Source organism: Flavobacterium crocinum (genome assembly GCF_003122385.1).
Taxonomy (GTDB): domain Bacteria; phylum Bacteroidota; class Bacteroidia; order Flavobacteriales; family Flavobacteriaceae; genus Flavobacterium; species Flavobacterium crocinum.
In genome coordinates this window covers 841101-864553 of record NZ_CP029255.1, presented here as the reverse complement: position 1 = coordinate 864553, position 23453 = coordinate 841101, and the positions used below count along the sequence as shown (strand labels likewise).

The 23453-nt window shown below is 36.1% G+C and carries 7 protein-coding genes; 3 read left to right on the top strand and 4 right to left on the bottom strand.

Going from position 1 to position 23453, the window contains the following annotated elements:
• Positions 1–20 precede the first annotated feature (20 nt).
• Both HYN56_RS04015 and HYN56_RS04010 read right to left on the bottom strand, forming a co-directional pair.
• Complete coding sequence (locus HYN56_RS04015; protein WP_109191002.1) at positions 21–5054, bottom strand: Ig-like domain-containing protein; 5034 nt, start codon at positions 5052–5054, stop codon at positions 21–23.
• A 409-nt stretch (positions 5055–5463) separates the two neighbouring features.
• Positions 5464–5946, bottom strand: coding sequence for a regulatory protein RecX (locus HYN56_RS04010; RefSeq protein ID WP_109191001.1), 483 nt, complete (start codon positions 5944–5946; stop codon positions 5464–5466).
• A 281-nt stretch (positions 5947–6227) separates the two neighbouring features.
• On the opposite strand from HYN56_RS04010, the gene HYN56_RS04005 reads away from it, so the two are divergent.
• The 3 genes from HYN56_RS04005 to HYN56_RS03995 all read left to right on the top strand — a co-directional run bounded on the left by HYN56_RS04005 (position 6228) and on the right by HYN56_RS03995 (position 21344).
• Positions 6228–12461 (top strand): T9SS sorting signal type C domain-containing protein, encoded by a 6234-nt coding sequence (locus tag HYN56_RS04005; protein ID WP_146194568.1) that lies wholly within the window; start codon positions 6228–6230, stop codon positions 12459–12461.
• A 151-nt stretch (positions 12462–12612) separates the two neighbouring features.
• Entirely contained in the window at positions 12613–16473 is a 3861-nt protein-coding gene (locus HYN56_RS04000) for a T9SS sorting signal type C domain-containing protein (protein WP_240622655.1), read from the top strand.
• 482 nt (positions 16474–16955) lie between these two features.
• Positions 16956–21344, top strand: a complete 4389-nt coding sequence (locus HYN56_RS03995; RefSeq protein ID WP_109190999.1) for a T9SS sorting signal type C domain-containing protein — start codon at positions 16956–16958, stop codon at positions 21342–21344.
• A gap of 49 nt (positions 21345–21393) precedes the next feature.
• On the opposite strand, the gene HYN56_RS03990 is transcribed toward HYN56_RS03995, so the two are convergent.
• Positions 21394–22260 (bottom strand): cupin-like domain-containing protein, encoded by an 867-nt coding sequence (locus HYN56_RS03990; RefSeq protein WP_109190998.1) that lies wholly within the window; start codon positions 22258–22260, stop codon positions 21394–21396.
• Positions 22261–22340: 80 nt separating this feature from the next.
• Entirely contained in the window at positions 22341–23429 is a 1089-nt protein-coding gene (gene bioB / locus HYN56_RS03985; protein ID WP_109194714.1) for a biotin synthase BioB, read from the bottom strand.
• Positions 23430–23453: the final 24 nt, after the last annotated feature.

Sequence of the window (23453 nt, the reverse complement as noted above, 5' to 3'; positions counted from 1 at the left end):
TAGAATAACCGAAATAAGGATTAATTCATTATTATTTTTTTAGTAGATACAGATCCGTTTTCAAGAGCTGTTTTTACCAATAAAACCTGATTTCCGGTTTGTAAATTTGAAATTTCCAGTGCATTGCTGCTGATTTTCTTTTTGCTGAAAACTTCCTGACCTAACAAATTGTAAACTGTTACTTCGTTGATTAATTCATTAGAAGAAGAAATGTTTATTGTTTTGTTTTTAACTGCAACAAATATTCCGTCTGCATTATTTTCAAAATCATCAGTTCCTAATGTATTGTCTGTATAACGAAGTACAAAACGACTGTTAAATGAACCCGCTTCTGATGTAAAAGTATAATTAGCAAGGCGCAGGTTGGTTGTTTTTCCGGTTGTTTTATCCTGTAAAAAAATATCCTGACCGTCATTAAAGAATCCGTCAGCATGATCAATTGCAATAGTGTATTCTCCTTTTGCGGTTAATATAACTCCTAACGGAACAGTATCAGTTTTTAAGAAAGGCAATGCGCGCCCCTGAATAACCATTTTTTTAGAGCTGTTAATACTATAGAAATCTACAGCATTAGTACTTGCCATTGATAAAGCATCAAAATCAACATCGATCACATTGGTTGCTCCGGTAGCATATCCTAACAGGATTTGTTTAAATGTCCCTGTAGTGTTTGTTAGATTAATCCATACGCGGTTTCTCTCAATAGCAGATGCCGTTGTTTTATAAAACTGACTATTATTCCCAGATTTACGCTGAAGATTATTAAAGTTTATAATAGTTGTATTTGCAGGTGCTTTTATAAGAAATCCCTGTGCAGCGGCTATGGATCCTTCGAAACGCTTGTATGGGTTTCCTGTTGTGGTTCCTAAACTATTATAAATATTAAAATCGTCTGTGTAATAATACTTACCATCTCCCGAACCATTTTGAACCGGAAGATTTTGATGAGCCCATAAATATATTGCCCCTACACCTGTATTATTTCTTAGGAACGTGTCTGCATCTATAGCTGAAGGATAAGGATTTCCAACTAAATTCCATAATCCTTTTTCAACAGTTACCGGAATATCTCCATTATTTGGAGTTCCTGTAAATACTCCTCTAAATAGTTGTTGTGTGTCAATTGGATGCGATTGAGGAGCTCTGATACCGTAACCTTTACCTGTTTTCATTTCCTCTGTTCCACCATAATTAACTTCCCATCCTTTCGAAGGATTGTAAATTAAATATTTATCTGCTAAAGTGTTCGGTGAGAAATTGACCATTTTAAAACCAGGGTGTGTTACAGGCATAGACCAGTAAGTTCCGTCATAACGACGTACATAGGTTTCTCTTTGAATTTCAAAAGCGTCTATACTTCCGGAAAACATTGTTGTGCTTGTAGTCGTTTGTAATAATGATCCGCCACTTTGTACAAGTAATTTTCCATTTGCTCCTACAGTAATATTTTCATCTACCGTTAGTGTAACGCCTTCCGGTACGGTTAAAGTGTAGTTTGGATCAATAGTACAGGAACAAACAGTAAGATCTGAGGATAGTGTTGTATTGCCTTTAATAACCAAACTGCTTCCACTTTCAACTGTTCCAATTGAACCTCCATTATTTACTACATCATTTTTTATAAAATTAATAGCAAGATTAGCATCACCCGCATCTTCTCTTACACGAATTTCGACTCTTGAGTTACTGTTTAAAGCATAAGTAGTCCCGTTGTTGATCATGAAAGAGTTAGGATTCCAGCCATTTTCTGAATATATCAAGTTGTCATCGATATAAATTTCTATGCCATCATCATGCGTAATACTTTGCAATTGATAACGTCCACATTCAAAACCTTTACGTTTGTAAACTGTTGTAAAATAGTTGTCAGGTAGTTTAACACCTTGCCAGATTGTAGCGGCTGAAGGAGATTTGTCTACTGGCCAATATATTCTTGAATCAGGACTTGTATTTGGATCGACATAATAACCTGCATATTTTACATTGGTTAATGTTATGTCGGCATTTTCATAACCATAAACATTCCAGACTTTATCTCCATATTCAGATGGATCTCCTTTTGGAATGCCAAATGAGAAAGAATTTCTTGCTAAACCGCCGTCTTCATAATATTCTAATACAAATTCGTAAGTTCCTGCATCCATGTTTCTTGTAAAAGAATTTGTCACATAACCACGGGCATACCATTCTCTTAAGACTTCTACATTGTCTATGTATAATGCTACTCCATCATCACTTCCAAGATTAAAATGATATAGACCGGCTTCAGTAATGTCAACTTTCATTTTGTAACGTACCAGAAAGCGATCAGTAGGAGCAGCTTCGCAAGGGATTTCTGTCGTAAGTCCGCTAACAGCACCATCACCCATGTCTCTGTCAAAATTTTTATTTTCAGTTACTCTTCCAATGTAAGTAGTAATAGTAGTACTTGGTAAAGCAGGATAAGAGCTGTTTGGAGGCATAGGAGCTGTATTGGCTAGTTTGTAAACATATCCAATCCAGGAATTAGTCCCAAAAGCTGTTTGATTTCCTGGAGCCTCACATTTTACATTTAAGGTTACAGTTGCAGTAGAATAATTCAATCCATTGTAAATAGTGTACTCAAAAGTAGATGTTCCTGTAAAACCTGGTGTAGGTGTAAATATTACATTCGTTGTGCCATTTACCTGAACCGTTCCTCCTACAGCTGGCTGGGTTGTTGTTATAGAAACTAATGGTGTATAGTTTTCGTCATTTGCCAGGATCGGAATAGGAGTCGCTTCAGTAGAACTAACGGTTGCAGCATCAGCAACTGCAGTAATTAAATTGGATGGTTCTACAACTCCGGTAATTGTTGGACCGATATCTCCGCCGTAACCATTTTTTAGTATAAAATAACCGTTAGATTGGTCTATAACGGCGTAAGGATAAATTCTGATATAAAAAGTTTCATTCTTATTGCTTAAAACTCTTGTGCCGGCAGGGAAGTTTAAAGTGATTTCTCTGTCGGTATCTTTTACTGCTACTGTTGGTCCTAGTAAAACGGTACCATTGTCTGCAAAATTAGGATCTGTAGAATAGCGTACCTGAAACATAGTAGCTCCTTGGCTTCCTGGCGAATTGTATATAAATTTAAATTGCGATAGAGTCAGGTTGTATTTTTGCTTTGGTGTTACGCTTACTTGTATATATCGGTTTAAATTTTCGGCGGTTGATCCGTTATTTTCCAAACCTCTAACAAAAAATTCATTTGCATATGGACTTAAAGTTACTCCATTTCCTCCCGCTGTAATGTCGTTTCCAATTATATTTGGATCTGTAACTACTGCTTTTGGAGTCATTAAAGCGCCGTTCCATATGATTAATCTTGGAGTAAGTTCATTAACATAAACTGATACAGTTGCGGTAGAATTCTTAGTTCCATTTGTTAATGTGTAAGTAAATGAAGTTATACCTTTAAAATTATCATTTGGAGTAAATGTGAAAATATTGCCGTTTGCAGAAACAGTTCCTGCTGCTGACGAAGGTTGTGTAAAAGTTATTGAGGCTCCGGTTGTATGAATGTCGTTTGCTAGTGGATCAAAAGAAATAGCTCTTTTTTCCTGAGTAGACACAAGGTCGTCATTTGCATTTAGCTCTGTTGCATCATAGTTTAAAACAGTTCCTGTAATTGTAGGAACAGTACCTGCAGGTGACTTACTTACACCATTGGCTAAAAATATTGGAGAGTTGGGATATTCTCCGGGTTTAAATTTATAACCGTAAATACGAATTGTTATTTTCTCATCTGGGTATAATGTTATATTGGATAAATCTAAAGATTTATTTGTTTTGCCTGCATTTGTTGTTTCATCAACTAGTAAAAAACTTGTAGCAAAATCTTTATCTTTCGAGTATCTTACTTGATATCTTTCGATAAAATGATTTGCATCTGGAGTATAAGTAAAGTTGAATTTGTCAAGTTTGAGTTTGTATCCTGTTTTGGCAGAAGTTGTAAATTCAAAGTATTTAGATTCATCAATACTAAATTGTGTGGACCAGCCATATCCATTATAACCGTCACCTTTTGGTTGTAGTTGTAAAGTTGTTCCAGGTCCAACTGTGAAGGGGTCTGCGGCTACTGCATTAGCAGGAGCAATAATGTTAGGTAATGTATCATCTGGACCACTCCATTCAACAAGCGAAGAGGTAGTAGGTGCATTAACAGTTACATTTACGGTAGCTGTAGACGTATTTGTTCCATCTCCAATCCTATAGATGAAAGATGTTAATCCTACAAAATCAGTAGCAGGAGTGAATTTTATTTTATTATCAGGAGTTACAACTACAGTTCCATTCGCTGGTGGAGATTGGATGTCTACAGATGATATTGGATTAGTTCCTGTTAAATCATTGTTTAAAACATTGATTACAGTAAAGTTATTTTGAATAGTGGTAGCTGTGTCGTTATTAGCGGTTAAAGTCGGAATGTAAGGGGATACATTACCTGTTATTGTAGGCAGGTGGTAAGTTCCGTCACTTGTTAAATGTGAATTTACCAATCCCCAGCCAGCGCCATCCCAATATACATTCTCACGGGCATAGGCATAAAAACGAAAATATATTGTTTCGCCTGGTAATAAAGTAAATCCAGTAGGGAAATAGATAATTTCATTAGTTTTTTGTGCTGTTATAGTTTGATTGTCCAGAAGAATTGTTCCATCTGATGGAAAAGAGACATCTCTGGAATATCGAACCTGATATTTTCTAGGTGAATCTGATAGCCCGTTTGAAATTAAATGAGCATATCTTAATGCTGTTAAATCAATTTTATATCCTTGTTCTGCTTTAATTCCTATTTGAATGTATTTAGCCGGATTTATTGTATTACCAACAGGCCATTGATTAGTATAATATCCTGCGGAATTTGAGGTCATAAGATTGTTTCCTGTAATTTTTGGTGCAGATACTTGTGAAGTTGAAACTAAAATATGAGCATCAAAGTTGCTAGGACTATCCCAGGTGACCAAATCAACAATTTGGGAAAATCCCAAGAAAGGCAATAAAAATAAAATTAAAAGTAGAGTTTTTTTCATACTAGATCTTTTTCTATCAGTTTGTTATGCTGGCATAATAATTATTGCCCGCGCAAATATAGATACATCTACGAGCTGAAAATACTCAGGGTTTTTAGAATGGCTAATTTTTCGATGAGTCGTTAAAATACTCGACAAACTGCATTAAAAATTTTAATGTTCGCGAAATATTCTTATAAAATGTTAAAATGAAACATAAGAATAATCGTAAATTTTAACAATTTTGAAGGTTTGATTTTGCGATTTTGGACTGAAAAACGTCGCGTTTGCTATAAATTCTTCAAAAAGAGAATAATTTACAACCAAAAGTTATTTGAAATTCTGTAGGTAATTTATAGTGTTTTTTTAGCAGATAAAATGATTTTGAAAGAGTTAAGAAGTCCTCTTTTTTGAATTGGAAAACGACAATTTAACTTTGTTCCAGTTCCTGAACTTTTTCGTAAACCAAATTACTTTCGTAACCTCTTCGAAGCATATAGTCACAAAACTTTTTACGCTTTTTTAAAAGATTGGTTTCGGTTAAATTGTTCCAGCATTTTTCAGCCAGATTTTCAAACGTTTCAAAATATTCTTCTAACAAAATTTCTTTTAAGGCCAAAGTGATGTTCGTCGATGAAATATGTCTTGCTTTTAGTTCGTTTGTAATTCTAACCTTACCCCATTGTTTGATTCGGTGTTTGCCACGGGCAAAACTACACGCAAAGCGGGTTTCATTAAGAAAATTCCCTTCTATGAGCTGAACCACAATAGTATCAATTTCATCCGAAGTCATTTTCAGACTATACAATTTTTCCACTACTTCGCTGTGACAGCGCTCCTGATACGCACAAAAATGCTCTAATTTTTGTAAAGCTTCTTTTGGAGTAAAAGTGTCTTTCGCCGGGTTTTTCATGCGTTTTAACGATTAAATGTAGTAATAGTCAATAAGTTGTAAAATAATTCTAAATTTTGTTAAAATATTATAAAAAGAAATAAATTATAACCTTGCGTATTAGCCTAATTTAAATATTTTTGTACGAGAATTTAACATTTCTTTGATTCTGCTGAAAGTCAGAATTTTAACATTTGAATTCGAATTAAAAAACTAAAAGCCATAATTCCTCGTATGTAAGAAATATAGCCTTTTTTCTTTTTAGCAACCCAAAAACAAATTTAAACAAATACCTACTGAATATGATGAGAAAATTACTTTACTCGTTTTTATTTTTTATTTTTTTACATACCACCGGATTTAGCCAAAGAGTTTGGAGTGGAGCTACAAGTTCCGATTGGAATACTGCGTCAAATTGGAGTTCAGGAGGTGTTCCTGGTCCAGGAGTTGCTGTTGAAATTCCGTCAGTTGCAGTATATCCTGTTGTAAGTTCTACAGTGACTTGTTCATCAATTACATTTAGCGGAAATGTAGGAGCATTAACTGTAAATTCGGGAGCTGTACTTAATACGGGAGCTATTACAATAAATTCTTCAAATAGCAGTCCGAGAAATGTAACGATTATTGGTGGAGGAACATTATCTGCGTCATCAGTTACCATTGGTTTAACTTCGACACAGTCAAGTACAAATCGCGAAACAACTTTAACATCTACAATTGCTAATTTTAATATATCAGGAAATTTAACTCTAAACAGTAGTAGATACCGATCGTCTATCTTTTCTTCTTATTACTATAATAATGCTCGGTTCTATCTTGAAAATGGAATTCTAGATTTAAATGGTCAAATCGTTATTGAAAATGAAAACAGTAATAATAGTCCTGTTTTAAGTATGGCTACCGGCGCTGAAAGCGGATTACTTTTATTAGGAAATTCTACCCCATTTAGTTTGACTTCTGGAAATAATGATATTAATTTAAATGGGAATAATGCAACTGTGAATTATGATCTTGCTAATCCCCAAACAGTTTACATTACTCCGTATAATAATCTAACGCTTTCAGGAAGTGGCGCTAAAACTTTTGCAGGAACAGTTTCTATAGCAAATAATTTATCCATTAATGCAGGAGCAACCGCTACTTTTAATGCCACTGGTAACGGAGCAAAAACTTTAACTTTAAATGGCAATGGGCAAAATTCAGGAACTTGGGGAGGCACAGGTACTGGAGCAGGAAATATTCAAACGACTTATTTTAATGCCCCTGCGGCTACACCAGCGAATAAATTTGTAACCATTACTAATACATCTTGTACTGCCGGATATTGGACAGGTGTAATTAGTACAGATTGGAATGTGGCTTCAAACTGGTGTGGTAATGTTTTGCCAACTAATACTACAGATGTAGTGATTCCATCTGGAACACCTAATCAGCCAACTATTACTTCAGTAACAGGATCTGTAAGAAACTTAACAGTTAACAGTGGAGCTACATTGACTTTGGCGAACACAGGAACAACATTCTTAAATGTAAGTGGTGATTTTATTAACAATGGTACACTTACTGGTAACGCAAGTTCAACGGTAACGTTAACTGGAGGAGTATCAGTTTTACAGGGTTCAGGTGCTACTGCATTTGGTAACTTAACGATTAATAAAGGCTCAGCTTCGAACACTGTTACGAATAGTGCAAAAGCATTTTCTGTAAGTGGTAATTTAACAGTAACAAATGGAAATTTAATCTTATCTGCGACAGATGCCAATTATACAGTTTCAAATAATTTAAGTATAGCTTCAGGTTCAACGCTTACACATAAAGTGAATTGGTCAAATAATGTGTTGTTAAGTGTTGGAGGAAATATTGCTATAGATGGCGCTTATAGTACTGGTGGTGAGTCTCGTACTCACGTGCAAATGACAGGTTCAGGAAAGACTGTTCATACAGGAATGTCAGCTCTTAATATTCTTACTCTTTTGACTGGTGGTAATATTACTATTGACGGAGATTTGACTGTAAACGATAATTTCTGGGCTTTTTATAATGCTACAGGAGGAACTTTTAATATTCCGTCTCCTTATACTGTTACTGCAAAGCAGAGTTTGTTAAATGCCGGAGGAACCATTACAATTAATGGTGGTAATCTTAAAGTTAATGGAGGTTTGGGAGTAGGTTATAGTTTAACAAATGGATCGGTTACACTTAATTCCGGAACTCTTGATGCTGATTTTGTAAACATAGGTGACGGAACAAGAACTGGTACTTTTTCTCATACTGGAGGGATGGCAAATATTGGAAATTTAACTATAAATTCTGGTTCAAATTCATATACATGCACTAATTCGCCAGCGTTAAATATTAGCGGCACTTGGGCTAATAGTGGTACATTTGCACGAGCAACGAGTACTGTTACTTTTAATGGTGCAGACCAAACAGTTCCAAATTTTAGTTATTATAATCTTGCTTTTTCAGGATCCGGTACTAAAACGTTGACCGCAACTACAACAATAAATAATAACTTATCTATTGCTTCTGGAGTCATGTCTAATTTAGGAACTGGTTTAATTCATAGTGCAACAACATTAACATTGGGCGGTTCAGCGGCATCATCTGGATCTTGGGGAAGTACAACTTCAGCTGCAACAAATCAAACTAATACATTTTTTTCTGCTACAACTGGAATTATTAACGTAGCAAGCACAACTTGTACGGTGCCTACTCAGCAGACTTTTACTGGAGGAGGAACAACTTGTAATTCAACAACTGGAGTTGCAATAGGTTTAGCTGGTTCGCAAAATGGATTTTCCTACCAACTTTATAGAGGCTCTACAGCTTTAAATACAGTTACAGGAACGGGAGGAGCAATTTCTTTTGGAAATTTTAACGTAAGTGGTACTTATTATGTAACTGCTACTAGCACTACTTTTTGCTCTGTGAGATTCACAAGCACAGTAAGTGTAACTAGTTATACTACTCCTGCAATTCCAACAAGTACAATAACTAATGTTTCTTGTCCAAGTGATGCAACTGGGGCAATAGCAATAACTGGAACTCCAGCACCTGCTGCTTTAGAATTTGTAAGTACTAGTAATCAAGTGGTAGATTTGGGGAGTACACTACTTAGTGGTAGAGGAACTTTTACGGTTGAAGGCTGGATCAAGTTTGATAAAACACTTTATGCTTCGAGAATGGCGCTTTTCGGTCAAAATGATGTTATAGAAATCGCTTTTGAAGGTAATAGTATAAGATGTTGGACCCCTAATGGAGGTTATGTTGATTTCCCTTTAAGCTCTTATCCTTCAGATTACAATTGGCATCATATTGCAGTAACTGGAGATGGAACGGCTAACGGTCTTAAAATTTATTTGGATGGAGGAACACCAGTCACTGGTGGATCAGCGACTAGTAGTTATGGTACAAGTAGCTCAACAGCAAAAATTGGATACGCTGTTATGGATGATACTGGAAATGGTTTTACAGGACAATTTTTTAAAGTTGGTTTTTGGAGTAAGGCATTGAGCGCAGCTGAAGTGTCAGCTTTAGCTGGAGGTTTTGTAGATTACAATGCTTCTCAAAGTGGTTTATTGGCAGGATTTAATTTTGGTGAGGGAACTGGAAATACAATTGCCTCTGTAGGATCAAATGCGGTAACTGGAGCGCTTGGACCACCATCAGCAAGACCTGTTTGGAGAGATCCATCTAGCTATTCTTGGACCTCTACGCCTGCAGGTTTTACTTCTAGTTCAAAAAATTTAACTGGATTGACACCCAGAACATATAACCTAAATATATCTTTAAAGAATTGTTCAAGATCTACATCATTTACAGTAAATGCTACAAATACAGCTCCTTCTATAACAACACAGCCTTCATCATCAGCAATTTGTGTAGGAAGTAATACTTCATTCAGTGTCGTTGGTGCGGGAACAGGAGTGTCTTACAGATGGCAATGGAGAGCTAATTCAAGTGGTACTTTTGCTAATGTACCAAATAGCGGCGTTTATTCTAATGTAGCGACAGCAACAATGAATATAACAGGAGCTACAACAGGTATGAATGGCTATCAGTATCGTGTTGTTGTAAGTGGAACTTGTACCCCAACAGTTAATTCGGATGTGGTAACTTTGACTGTAAATCCAAATTTAGCAGCTTCAGTAAGTATCTCGGCTCCTTCAACGACAATTTGTGCAGGAACATCGGTAACTTTTACAGCAAATCCGACAAATCAGGGAACTGCACCTACATACCAATGGAAATTGAATGGAAGTGATGTTGGAACAAATTCAACTACTTATACAACTACCGGTTTAACAAATGGAAGTACAGTAACTTGTGTGTTGACATCCAATGCATCGCCATGTTTGACAGGAAGTCCAACGACATCCAATACGATTACAATGACTGTTAATCCAAATCAGCCGGCTTCTGTGAGTATTGCAGCATCAACTTCGACGACAATTTGTGCAGGAACGTCTGTAACTTTTACGGCTACTCCAACAAATCAGGGAACAGCTCCAACATATCAATGGAAAATAAATGGAGGCAATGTTGGAACTAATTCAACTACTTATACTACTACTGGTTTGGTAAATAATGACCAGGTTACTTGTGTCATGATCTCCAATGCAACTCCATGTTTGACAGGAAGTCCTGCAACATCTAATACCGTTACAATTACCGTAAACCAAATACAAACAACCCCAACAGTAGGAACCAAAACAGATGTAACCTGTTTAAATCAGGGAACTATACCTTTAAGTGGTCTTCCGTCAGGTTCCTGGCAGATTAATCAAACAGGTCCGGGTTCGGCAACTAGTTCTTTTGGTGGTGCAGGATCAACAACTACTGTTACAGGTTTAGCGGCAGGGACTTATAAATTTACAGTTCAGACAGCTACCACTTGTGTGTCAGCAGAAACAGCACCGGTAACGATCACAGACGAATCTTCTACAGAATGGGATGGCTCAAACTGGTCTCACGGATTGCCGGATAATACTAAAAGTGTTGTTATTAACTCTACAGCCGGAAATCCTTTCCCGAATGATATTGAAGGTTGTTCGCTAACGATTAATGTTGCCAGCGGATTTGTTACAGTTCCTACAGGCAGAACCTTAACGATTACCAATGCAGTAAATGGAAACGGTAAATTACTGTTTAAGACTGGATCAAGTTTAATACAGAAAAATGCCAGTATTGCAAATACAACAGAAATTGTATATGAAAGAGAAACTTATGTACGCCGTTATGATGGAACATACTGGTCAATGCCAGTTACAAAGGATCATTTTAAAATGGTCGATTTCTCGCCAAATACTTTAGCAGATAAATACCTTCTTTTTAGTCCTTCAGCGGGTTGGGTAGTTAATTATGGTGGAACAGAAGAAATGAAGTCTGGTAAAGGTTATGGCATTAGAGCTCCTCAGTCTAATGATATCAATACACCACAGTTATTTACAGGAGTATTTACAGGAACCCCAAATAATGGAAACATTCCGGTAACTGTTGAAAGTGGGTTATGGAATTTAGTTGGAAATCCTTATCCTTCAGCTATAAGTGCGAGAACATTTCTGGATGATAATCCAGGTGTGGGGGCAATATATTTGTGGGCTCACCAAAGTCTTCCGGTTTCCAATGGTTCGGGAGATGGTAAATACTATTATCTGGACGATTTTACTATTTTCAATAGTTTAGGGGCTGCTGGAAATCCATATAGACCTTTCTTAGGATATGTTGCTGCAACACAAGGGTTTCTTATAAAAGCACCTGCAGCTACAACTACTATAAACTTTAATAATCTTCAGCGTCTGGCTGGTAATAATAGTCAGTTTTATAAAACGGATGAGTCTGCTATTGAAAGAAACCGAGTATGGATTAATCTAACAAACACTACAGGTACATTTAAACAAATCCTTTTAGGATACGCTACCGGAGCAACCAATGCAATCGATGTTAATTTTGATGCTTTATCAATGGCAAGTACTAATGCTGTAGATTTCTATAGTATTAACAGCTCTAAAAAAATGATTATTCAGGGGCGTGCATTGCCTTTCTTAAAAACAGATACTGTTCCGTTAGGAATTATACTAACGGCAAAAGGAGAATACACTATTGCAATTGATCATGCAGACGGATTCTTTAATGACGGTCAGGATATTTTTTTACAGGATAAAACAACCGGAAAAACAACCAACCTGCGTTTGGCTAATTATACTTTTACATCAGAAGTGGGTTCATTTAACAGTCGTTTTGTACTTCGTTATACTGACAATACATTAGGAACTGATGATTTTGATAGTCTGGAAAATAGTGTTTTGGTTTCTGTGAAAAACAAAACTGTAAAAATTTCATCATCAAAAGAATCGATAAAAGAGGTAAATGTTTTTAATATCGGTGCACAGTTAATGTACACTAAAAATAATGTCAATTCATCAGAATTGGAAATCTCTAATTTACATTCTAGTGATCAGGCGTTATTGGTTAAAATTACTTTAGAAAACGGTCATTCATTTACTAAGAAAATCATTTATAGTAATTTATAAAAAATAAAATCAATAAAATTTAAAGTCCATTCCTTCAAAAGAATGGACTTTTTTTATGTTGCAATATCCCTAAATTACGGTATTGTACTTTTTATTAATACTTTATAATTTTAGTTTAATTCTTACAAAAATTAACTCTAATTATATTATTTTGATAAAAAAAGTATTTTATTTATTGATTTTGATTCTTGGATTTTTTTCCAAAGAGAATCTTTTCGCTCAACAGGGTAAAGTAGACATTACTTTTAATACCAAAGATGACGGGCAAATCGGAGACGGATTTAATGCTGCTGTAAGAACTTTACTTTTGCAAGAAGACGGTAGTTTAATTGTGGGTGGAGATTTCTTAAGTCTAAATGGAGTTCCTGTTTCTTATATTACTCGTCTCAATCCTGACGGATCAATAGACGAAAGCTTTAATACAGGGACTGGTTTTAATGGTAAAATTTATGCCTCTTATTTGCAAGATGATGGAAAGATTATTTTGGGAGGAAATTTTACAAGTTATAATGGAACTACAGTTGGAAGACTTATTCGTCTAAATCCTGATGGTTCCTATGACGATAGTTTTAGTACAACTGTGGGAGCAGCCACTGGAATTATTTATGACATTGCAAGGCAGTCTGATGGAAAAATAATTATTGTCGGAAGTTTTACAAAATACAATAATACTACAGTCAATCGGGTGGCGCGTCTCTTTCCAAACGGGGCACTCGATTCTTCATTTCTGACAGGTTCCGGTTCTACTCTTAATATTACACACGCTTGTGTTACTTCGAGTCAAAAAGTGATTCTGACAGGAAATTTTACAGCGTTTAATGGAAAATCAGCTAATAGAATTATTCAGTTAAATCCGAACGGTAGCTACGATGAGGATTTTAAGATTGGTACAGGTTTTAATGATGATGTAAATACCATTGCCTTACGATCTGATGGAAAGATACTGCTAGGAGGCAATTTTACAACCTACAAGGATTTTACAGCCAATAGAATAATTTGCTTAAATGAAGATGGTACCAGAGATGAGAGCTTTGAAACAGGTAGCGGTTTTAGTAAAGAAGGCGTTCAGGTATTAAAAGTAAATCCAAACGGAGACATAATGGTTGGAGGATCTTTTACAGGTCTTTACAATAATAAACAGGTTAACAGACTTGTTTTTCTAAATGCAGACGGAACACTGAAATCAGATTTTGACATTGGTTCAGGGCCCGCTTCTGCTTCTGTTTTAAGTTTAGAATTTGATGAAGAAGGTTCTTGGTTTGTTGGAGGATCTTTTTCTGTTTTTGATGGGTTAAATCAAGGAAGACTGGCTAAAATTGATAACGAAGGAGAACATGATACAGCCTACTTAGCTTCAGGAATAGGATTTGATAATTCAGTTTTAAGCATTTTACCTCTTTCTGATAAGAAATCTATTATTGGTGGCAATTTTAAAAAGTTTAATGGGGAAACGGCTTCCAGAATTACCCGTCTTTTAGAAAATGGCTCTATTGATTCCGATTTTAATTCAGAAAAATCAGGAGCAAATAATTTGATAAAAGCAATTGTTCAACAATCAGATGATAAAATAGTTTTAGGAGGAAATTTTACAAAATATAATGATATTACCACTAATAGAATAGTTAGAATTGACCTAAATGGACAAATTGATGATTCTTTTAATGTAGGAGAAGGATTTAACGGACAAGTTTATTCCATGGCGGTTCAGAGTGACCAAAAAATAGTGGTCGCTGGAGGTTTTACAAAATACAATGGTTCAACAGTAAATGCGGTTAGAATCGTAAGATTACTTCCTGACGGATCAAAAGATTTAAGTTTTAATACAGGTGCAGGAGCAGATGGAATTATCGAAGTAATAGTATTGCAGTCTGATGGTAAAATTTTAGTGGGAGGTCGTTTTAAAAACTTTAATAATTTGCCTTTTGCAGGCCTCGTACGTTTAAATTCTGATGGAAGTACAGAACTCGGATTTAATAATCAAGAAGGTTTTGATAAAAATGTTTATGCAATTGCAGTACAGCCAGATCAAAAAATCATAGTTGGAGGTTCATTTTTAACTTTTAACAAAATAGCACAAAAGAGAATCCTTCGATTAAATAGTGATGGAAGTTTGGATACTAGTTTTGAATCGGGGGGTGGTTTTACTAAAGGGGATGTCAGAACTATTTTAATACAACCTGACGAAAGAATATTGGTTGGAGGTGCTCTTTCCGGCACCTACAAAAATTTGGCTGTCTCCCGTCTTATTAGATTAATGCCTTCTGGATCTTTTGATAATTCTTTTACTGCGCCTTTAAATAATACGCTTTTTGCGATGAATTTTACAGAGGATTATAAATTGTTAATCGGAGGTAATTTCAATTCCGTTTCTAATATTTCAAAACATAGAATTGCACGCCTGAAACTCTGTGTAAATATCACAATTTGGGATGGAACGACATGGTCAAATGGATTTCCTTCGGTTGGAAAAGATGTTTATTTTAAAGAAAACTATTCCGGTTTAATCTCGACAAAAATGTGTGGTTGTAATATTGAAGAAAACAAGACAGTTGTTTTGCTGGAGAAAAATACCTTAGAAATCGAATTTAGTTATACAGGTTCTGGTGTTTTGGTTTTAGAAAATGCTGCCAGTTTATATCAGACAGACGATGATATGATAAACACAGGGATTATTCATCTAAAAAGAAATACTACTCCGGTAATACGATACGATGGAACATACTGGTCATCACCTGTAAATAATCAGAAGTTGTTTGATCTGTCACCCGAAACCCTTGGAGATAAATACTATTGGTACGATCCGGTTTCGGGATGGGTTACAAACTATAATGGAACCATGACTATGATTCCCGGACATGGTTATGGAGTAAGAGCACCTCAAAATTATTCCATTACAGATCGTGTAATATTCCAGGGGACATTTAAAGGGATTCCTAATAATGGGAAAGTAGAAGTTGATTTTGAAATACCTAATAAAAGCTATTTATTAGGTAACCCCTATCCTTCTGCAATCAGTGCAGATGCTTTTTTAAAATGCAATTCTACAAAAACAAAAGGAGCACTTTATTTTTGGACTCATAATCAGCCTCCTGTAAATAATATTTATTCTGATGATAGTTTTGCGACTTATAATCTTTTGGGAGGTGTTGGAACAAGGGCTCTAAATTCTGGAGTGAGTAATAATGCTCCCGATGGCACTATTGCTTCCGGGCAGGGATTTTTTGTAAAAAGCAATACTGCAGGTACCATAGAGTTCAATAACAACATGAGAATTTCCGGAAGCAATAGTTCTTTTTTTAAGTATGCTAATGATTCAAAAAAAGAGAGCTATCCAGAGGAGAAATATCGGTTTTGGCTAAATCTCAGAGATAATGAAGGAGGATTTAAACAAACTTTGCTAGGGTACGCAAACGAAGCTACTAATGATCTGGATTTAAACTATGATGCAGAGTTTTTGAGTTCAGGTCAAAGATTAGATTTTTACAGTATTGCAACAAATGAAAAATTGGCTATTCAGGGAAGGGCAATGCCATTTAGCGAAAGCGATTCAATTATTTTGGGATATAAAGCCAGTGTAAAAGGAACCTTGTATTTGGAAATCGATCATCAGGACAAATTCTTTGATGGAGTCTCTATTTTTTTAGTAGATAAAACATTAGAGAAAGTGCATAATCTTAGTGAACTTCCCTATCAATTCGTATCGGAAGCAGGAACTTTTAATAAACGTTTTTCTATAATTTATAGCAGCAATGTTCTTGGAATTTCAACAAACAGAAAGAAAACAGAAGAAGTTGTAATAGCAGTAAAAAATCATATTATTTCGATTGGATCTTTGGATGAAAATATTAGTGAAATCAAAATATATGATATTTCAGGAAATGAGTTGTATCGAAAAGAAAAACTAAAAACAAAGAAGCTGACCATTTCAGATTTAGTTTCTTCTCATCAGGTTTTGTTGGTAAAAGCAACTTGTGAAAATGGTTATTCTACCACTGCAAAAGTGATTTTTTGATTCCGATTTTTTTTATTTATAAAAAGGCTTTTACATATTCTGTAAAAGTTTTTTGTTTTTATTTAATTTATTGTTTTTCAGTGTTTTGGGTTTGTTATTTTTAAAAATTAACAGTTTTTTCTTATTTTTTGTATTTTTTGAGTTTTGACTGTTAAATATATATGTTTAATACTACATTGTGAGTTTTGCTGTAAATAAAATCGTACCTTGTTGTGATAATTACTCGACAAAAGACTTAAAAGCCCGTTGAAATGCATTTCTTTTTATCCCTTTAAAACTGAATTGTATTTAATGTTTTACCAGCCGAAATAAGATTGCTTTTTTAAATACCACTTAAAAAAAACTGCATTTTATTATTTTCTGTTTTGATTTTGAGCTACTATCCTCAAGTCAGCATTTATTTTTTTAAGGTATTTAGAATTTCAGAGCGATCAGAGTTTATTTGATTTGAATCTTTTCTATATAATTTAAAAAATAGTACGATGAAAAAAAAAATACCTGCCTCGTTGATTTTACCTAAATTTTTGCTCTTTCGTTTTTCTTTAACGAATCTACATTCTAAAGTTTCTAGCTCGAAGGTAAAACTCTCTTTATTCTTTATTCTTTTTTACATTTCGTTATGGGCGCAACATCCCCCATTTAATGCTGATGGCACAATAGTAGTTCCTGCCGGTGTTCTTAGTATGAATGTTGAAGGTTGGGGGGCTGGTGGAGCAGGAGGAGGCGCAAGTAATTCGGTTATATTAACGGGAAGAAGTGGTGCAGGTGGCGGAGGTGGCGCTTATGCTCAAGGAGCAATATCAGTTACAGCAGGAACAACCCTTCAGATTAAAGTGGCTCCCACAGTTCTGGGTAATACAGGATCAGGAGGGAATGGAGGAAATTCTTATATTCAAGGATATGAAGGCGTTTTTTTTGCGGCAGGCGGTAGCGGTGGTCCAGCTTATTCTGGTACAGTAACCCCAACAGGAGGTGCTGGAGGGTCAAGTACGGTATCTAAAGGTTCTATAACAACGACAGCTGGAAATCCTGGAGGTGATGGAGCTGTTGGTGTATTAAATCTATTGTCAACTTCAGGAGCGGGAGGAAAAGCAGGAGGAACCGCAGGAGGAGCGGGAGGCCCGGCAGCAGGAAGTATTTTGTTAGGACTTGGTCCAGGGCAGCCAGGTACCCCGCCAGGTGGTGGTGGAAGTGGTGGATTACATTTATCAGGATCTGCTGCGCAATCTGGGGGCAACGGAGCTGCGGGTCGCGTAAATGTAACTTATACTTGTCCAACTTACAGTGTAAGTTCAATATCAGCATCAAATGTTTGTGTAACATCAGGAACATCTTCAGTTACACTCGCATCAACCCCAGCGGGTTTACCGGTTGGTCCTTACGTTGTAAAGTATAATACAACCAATCCTGCCCAAACGGGGCAAACAGTCGTAGTTACAGTAATTACAGCAGGTTCGTTAAATTTTCAGGCTTCAGGTTTAACAACGGTAGGAACTAGTACTATAACAGTAACTAATTTAACATCAGGTGTATGTTCTTCTAATATAAATAGTACTTCAACAGTTACTGTTTCACCTGCAACAGTTGGAGGTAGTGTGAGTGGAGGAACAACAATCTGTTCAGGAGCGACAAGTGCAGCATTAACATTAGCAGGTCATACAGGAACCATTTTAAAATGGCAATCCTCTACTGATTCTTTTGCTACATCTACGGATATAGCAAACACGTCTACGACTTATACTTCAGGACCTTTAACACAAACAACTCAGTTTAGAGCTGTACTTCAAAGCGGAACATGTTCTGCTGTAAATTCAAATCCAACAACTGTTACTGTAAATCCTTTACCACAGGGAAGCTTGACAGCCAACGGTCCATTTTGTGAAACAGGTACTGGACAGCTTACTTTCACGGCAAGCACAGGAACGGGACCATTTACAGTTGTTTATAATGACGGGACTGCAGACCGAACTGTTACAGGCGTTGTGAGCGGTACTCCATTTAATACCTTTACAACTCCGGTTACAAGTACAACATCATACACACTAGTTTCAGTAACGGGAGCCAATACCTGTGTTAGAAATACAGGTTTTACAGGACCTTCAGCGACAATTAACATAAATCCTCTGCCTCAGGGAAGTTTAACCGCAAACGGGCCATTTTGTGTTACAGGTGCCGGACAGCTGACTTTCACGGCAAGTGCAGGAACGGGGCCCTATACAGTAGTTTACAATGACGGGACTGCAGACCGAACTGTTGCAGGCGTTGTGAGCGGTATTCCATTCAATACCTTTACAACTCCGGTTACAAGTACAACATCATATACACTAGTTTCAGTAACGGGAGCAAATACATGTGTTAGAAATACAGGTTTTACAGGACCTTCAGCGACAATTAACATAACTCCTCTGCCTCAGGGAAGCTTGACAGCCAACGGTCCATTTTGTGAAACAGGTAGTGGACAGCTTACTTTCACGGCAAGCACAGGAACGGGACCATTTACAGTTGTTTATAATGACGGAACAGCGAACCGTACTGTCAATAATGTAGCAAGCGGTACACCATTCAATACAGTGATCAATCCTGTTACCGCAACTACAAATTACACTTTAGTTTCCGTTACGGGAGCTAATTCTTGTGTGCGAAGTTCTGGTTTTACAGGAGCATCGGCAACAATTACAGTGAATCCCCTTCCACAGGGAAGCTTGACAGCCAACGGTCCATTTTGTGCAACAGGCACTGGACAACTGACTTTTACAGCAAGCACAGGAACGGGACCATTTACAGTTGTTTATAATGACGGAACAGCGAACCGTACTGTCAATAATGTAGCAAGCGGTACACCATTCAATACAGTGATCAATCCTGTTACCGCAACTACAAATTATACTTTAATTTCCGTAACGGGAGCCAATACCTGTGTTAGGACTACAGGCTTTACAGGAGCATCGGCAACGATTACTGTGAATCCATTACCTTCTACACCTGTAATTGGAACAGTTACGCAGCCAACTTGTGTAACTCCAACTGGAAGTATTGTTCTAAATAGCTTAATTTCAACACCAAATAATTTAATAACACAATATGGAACGGTTTCTCAAACTTATACCCCATCAGGAACAACTTACACAGTTTCAAATTTGAGTCCGGGAACTTACAGTTTTACTATTCAGGATGCTTCTGGCTGTCCTTCAGTACCAACTGCAAATGTTGAAATTTTACCTCCGGTAACAAATACTTGGAATGGCACTTCCTGGTCAAAAGGAAGTGAACCGGTATTAACTGATGCTATTCGTTTTTCAGGGAATTATTCAACTACTGGTAACCTGAATGGTTGTTCTTGTTTGGTGGATTCTGGCGTTAATGTTACAGTGAATTCTAATCATACCTTGACGATTACAAATGCAGTTACCAATAGTGGGGGAATATTAACTTTCGAAAATAACTCAAGTTTATTGCAGACTACTAATGCGGTTAATACCGGAAACATTATTTATAAAAGAAATTCTCAGCCAGTACGACGTTATGATGGTACGTATTGGTCATCTCCGGTGACTAGAGTTCCGGCATTTAAACTGTATGATTTTTCGCCAGCTACATTAGGAGATAAATTTCTTAGATATGATCCAATGCTTGGATGGGTCGTAATTTATAATGGAAATCAGGAAATGATAAAAGGGACAGGTTATGGTGTTAGGGCACCACAACCTTATGATATCAATATACCTCAGGTTTTCCCGGGTCAGTTTACCGGTGTTCCAAATAATGGAGATATTTTAGGTCCTGATGTAGTTGCAGAGAAATTCAGTGTTTATGGTAATCCGTATCCTTCTGCAATTTATGCAGATCAGTTTATTCATGACAATTCGGCTAATATTTATGGAACATTATATTTTTGGACACATAATTCACTGCCAAAACAAGACTCTTCCGGCGACGGATTGTATCATTATAGCAATGATGATTTTGCGATTTATAATTTATCCGGAAGTATAGTTGTTGGTGGAATGAGCGGAACTCCATCACCTAATCCGGGAAATCAAAGTGTGCCACAAGGATATATTGCGGCAGGACAAGGTTTTATGGTTAAAGCAAGAACCAATCAGAAATCGCTTTTTACCAATTCGATGCGAGTATCCGGAAATAACTCTCAGTTTTTTAAATCAAGCGAAACCATTACAATAGAAAGACATAGAGTCTGGTTAAATTTATACAATAATCAGGGAGCATTTAAACAACTTTTAATAGGATATGCAACCGGAGCTACAAATTTCTGGGACAACAATTTTGATGCAATGAGTATGGACGCTCATCCTACAATAGATTTTTATAGCATAAATGAAAACAAAAAACTGGCAATTCAGGGAAGAGCACTTCCTTTCACAGTTTCCGATACAATTCCGTTAGGATATCGATCAGCGATACAAGGTGAATTTACAATTGCCATTGACCATGCTGATGGAAGCTTAAATACTCAGGCAATTTATCTTCAGGATAATGTAACCAAGAAAGTGCACAATCTTACAACTGGAAACTATACTTTTACAACAGCTACAGGGAATTTTTATAAACGTTTTGTACTGCGCTATACAGATCCAAATGATACTTTAGGAAACGAAGATTTTAGCAGTTTAGAAAACAGTATTTCTGTTTCGGTAAAAGATAAAATTATCACACTGCAATCCTTTTCAGATTATGATAAATTACAAGAAACTTCGATTTATGATGTTGGCGGTAAATTATTATACAATAAAAAGGGAATTGATAATAAAGAATGGCGTATTACAAATCTGAGATCCGGGCCGCAGGTTTTACTGGTAAAAGTAACATTAGATAATGATCAGACGATAACGAAAAAAATAATCTTTAACTAAATAAAAAAAGGCGATTGGAATTTAAAAATTTCAACCGCCTTTTTTATGATTATGCTGAACGCCTCAGATTTTCATGTGTATTTGTTATCGCTTTTTCATTTTTATAATCAATCCATTTTTGACCTTTGATTTTTCGCATCATAATATCAAAATGGCGCATAATAAAAACATTGTAAGCTGCTTTGGATAAATTAGCAATATTCCTTGGAAATGCGCGAAGACTCATTGAAAATCCGGGAGTTAAATATTTCATGTAGTGCCAATATCCTTCCGGCATATAAAGCATTTCTCCGTGTTTTAGATTGGTGATAAAGCCTTCTGCATTTTTCAGGGCCGGAAATTTTTCGTAATCAGGATTGTCAAAATCAATGTCTTCTCTCGAAATCAGCGCATGTGGAACTTTATACATGTATTTGGACTGATCGGGAGCAAAAATCATACATTGCTTTTCTCCGTGGAAATGAAAATGCAGGATATTAGAGTAATCAATATCATAATGCATAAAGACTCTGGCATTTTCTCCTCCAAAAAACAACATCGGCAATTGTTTAACCAGTTTTAAACCAATATCCGGCCATAAAAAATCATTTTTTAAGGTTGGAACATCTTTCATTAAATTATAAAGAAAAATGCGGTAATTGGTAGGTTTCGATTCTAATAGATTAATATAATCACTCATCTTCATTTTTAAATGAGCCTGATTAAATCCTTCCTCGTGGTTTACAGGGCGGTCATCATATAAAGAAACTGTAATATCACCGGCGATATCATTAATATAAGATAATTTCCATTTTTGATAGGCTGGCCAGTCCTCGGTCAACTCTTCAACAACAACGGGAATTTGTTTTTTTACATATTGGGAAATAAAATCTTCTTTGGAGATTTTTTTGACCCTTTCTATTTGTTTTAATTTCATTTTCTAATAAAAAAAATTGCTTATAACTCTGAGCTACAAGCAATTTAGGAATATTTAATGAGATTTATGAACTCTTTTGACTAAATTTTTGATTTAATCGATGCCTCAATATTTCTTGCAATTGTATGTTTTGGTCTTGACCATTTCGGTTTTTCGCCTAGATCATTAAATTGAGAATCTGCAGCTTCAACCGTTTTGGGTTGCATTATTTTTATAAAAGGTTTTTGAGCAACCATTCCCAGAGTTTCAAACATTTTCATATCTTCATTTACATCTGGATTTGGTGTAGTAAGTAATTTGTCTCCCGCAAATATTGAATTTGCTCCTGCGAAAAAACACATAGTTTGACCTTCGCGTGACATATTGGTTCTTCCTGCTGATAATCGAACTTGTGTTTCTGGCATTACAATTCTTGTGGTAGCCACCATTCGAATCATCTCCCAGATTTCAACTGGTTGTTCTTCTTCCATTGGAGTTCCTTCAACAGCAACTAAAGCGTTTATGGGAACTGATTCTGGCTGCGGATTTAAAGTGGAAAGTGCTACAAGCATTCCAGCTCGGTCTTCGATACTTTCTCCCATTCCAATAATGCCACCGCTGCAAACGGTAACATTGGTTTTACGAACATTTTCGATAGTCTGTAGACGATCTTCAAAACCACGTGTTGAAATGACATCTTTATAATATTCTTCAGAAGTATCTAAATTATGATTGTAAGCATACAAACCGGCTTCTGCCAGACGTTTTGCCTGATTTTCAGTTAACATTCCTAAAGTGCAGCAAACTTCCATATCCAGTTTATTGATGGTACGGACCATTTCTAAAACCTGATCAAACTCTTCGCCATCTTTTACATTTCTCCAGGCTGCGCCCATGCAGACACGTGACGATCCGTTTGATTTTGCTCTTAATGCCTGAGCCTTCACTTGACTTACAGTCATTAAATCATTTCCTTCAACTCCTGTATTATATCTAGCAGCTTGTGGACAATAACCGCAGTCTTCTGGACAACCGCCCGTTTTTATAGAAAGTAAAGTAGATACCTGAACAACATTGGGATCGTGCTGTTCTCTGTGAATTGTTGCCGCTTCATAAAGCAAATCCATCAAAGGTTTGTTATAGATGGATATGATTTCATCTTTTGTCCAGTTGTGTTTTTTAATACTCATGAATAATTTGTTTTTTGTTGGAGT

Coding starts and splice junctions, on each gene's coding strand:
- HYN56_RS04005 (WP_146194568.1), top strand. CDS start 6,228: ATGATGAGAAAATTACTTTACTCGTTTTTATTTTTTATTTTTTTACAT.
- bioB (WP_109194714.1), bottom strand. CDS start 23,429: ATGAGTATTAAAAAACACAACTGGACAAAAGATGAAATCATATCCATC.
- HYN56_RS04010 (WP_109191001.1), bottom strand. CDS start 5,946: ATGAAAAACCCGGCGAAAGACACTTTTACTCCAAAAGAAGCTTTACAA.
- HYN56_RS03990 (WP_109190998.1), bottom strand. CDS start 22,260: ATGAAATTAAAACAAATAGAAAGGGTCAAAAAAATCTCCAAAGAAGAT.
- HYN56_RS04015 (WP_109191002.1), bottom strand. CDS start 5,054: ATGAAAAAAACTCTACTTTTAATTTTATTTTTATTGCCTTTCTTGGGA.
- HYN56_RS03995 (WP_109190999.1), top strand. CDS start 16,956: ATGAAAAAAAAAATACCTGCCTCGTTGATTTTACCTAAATTTTTGCTC.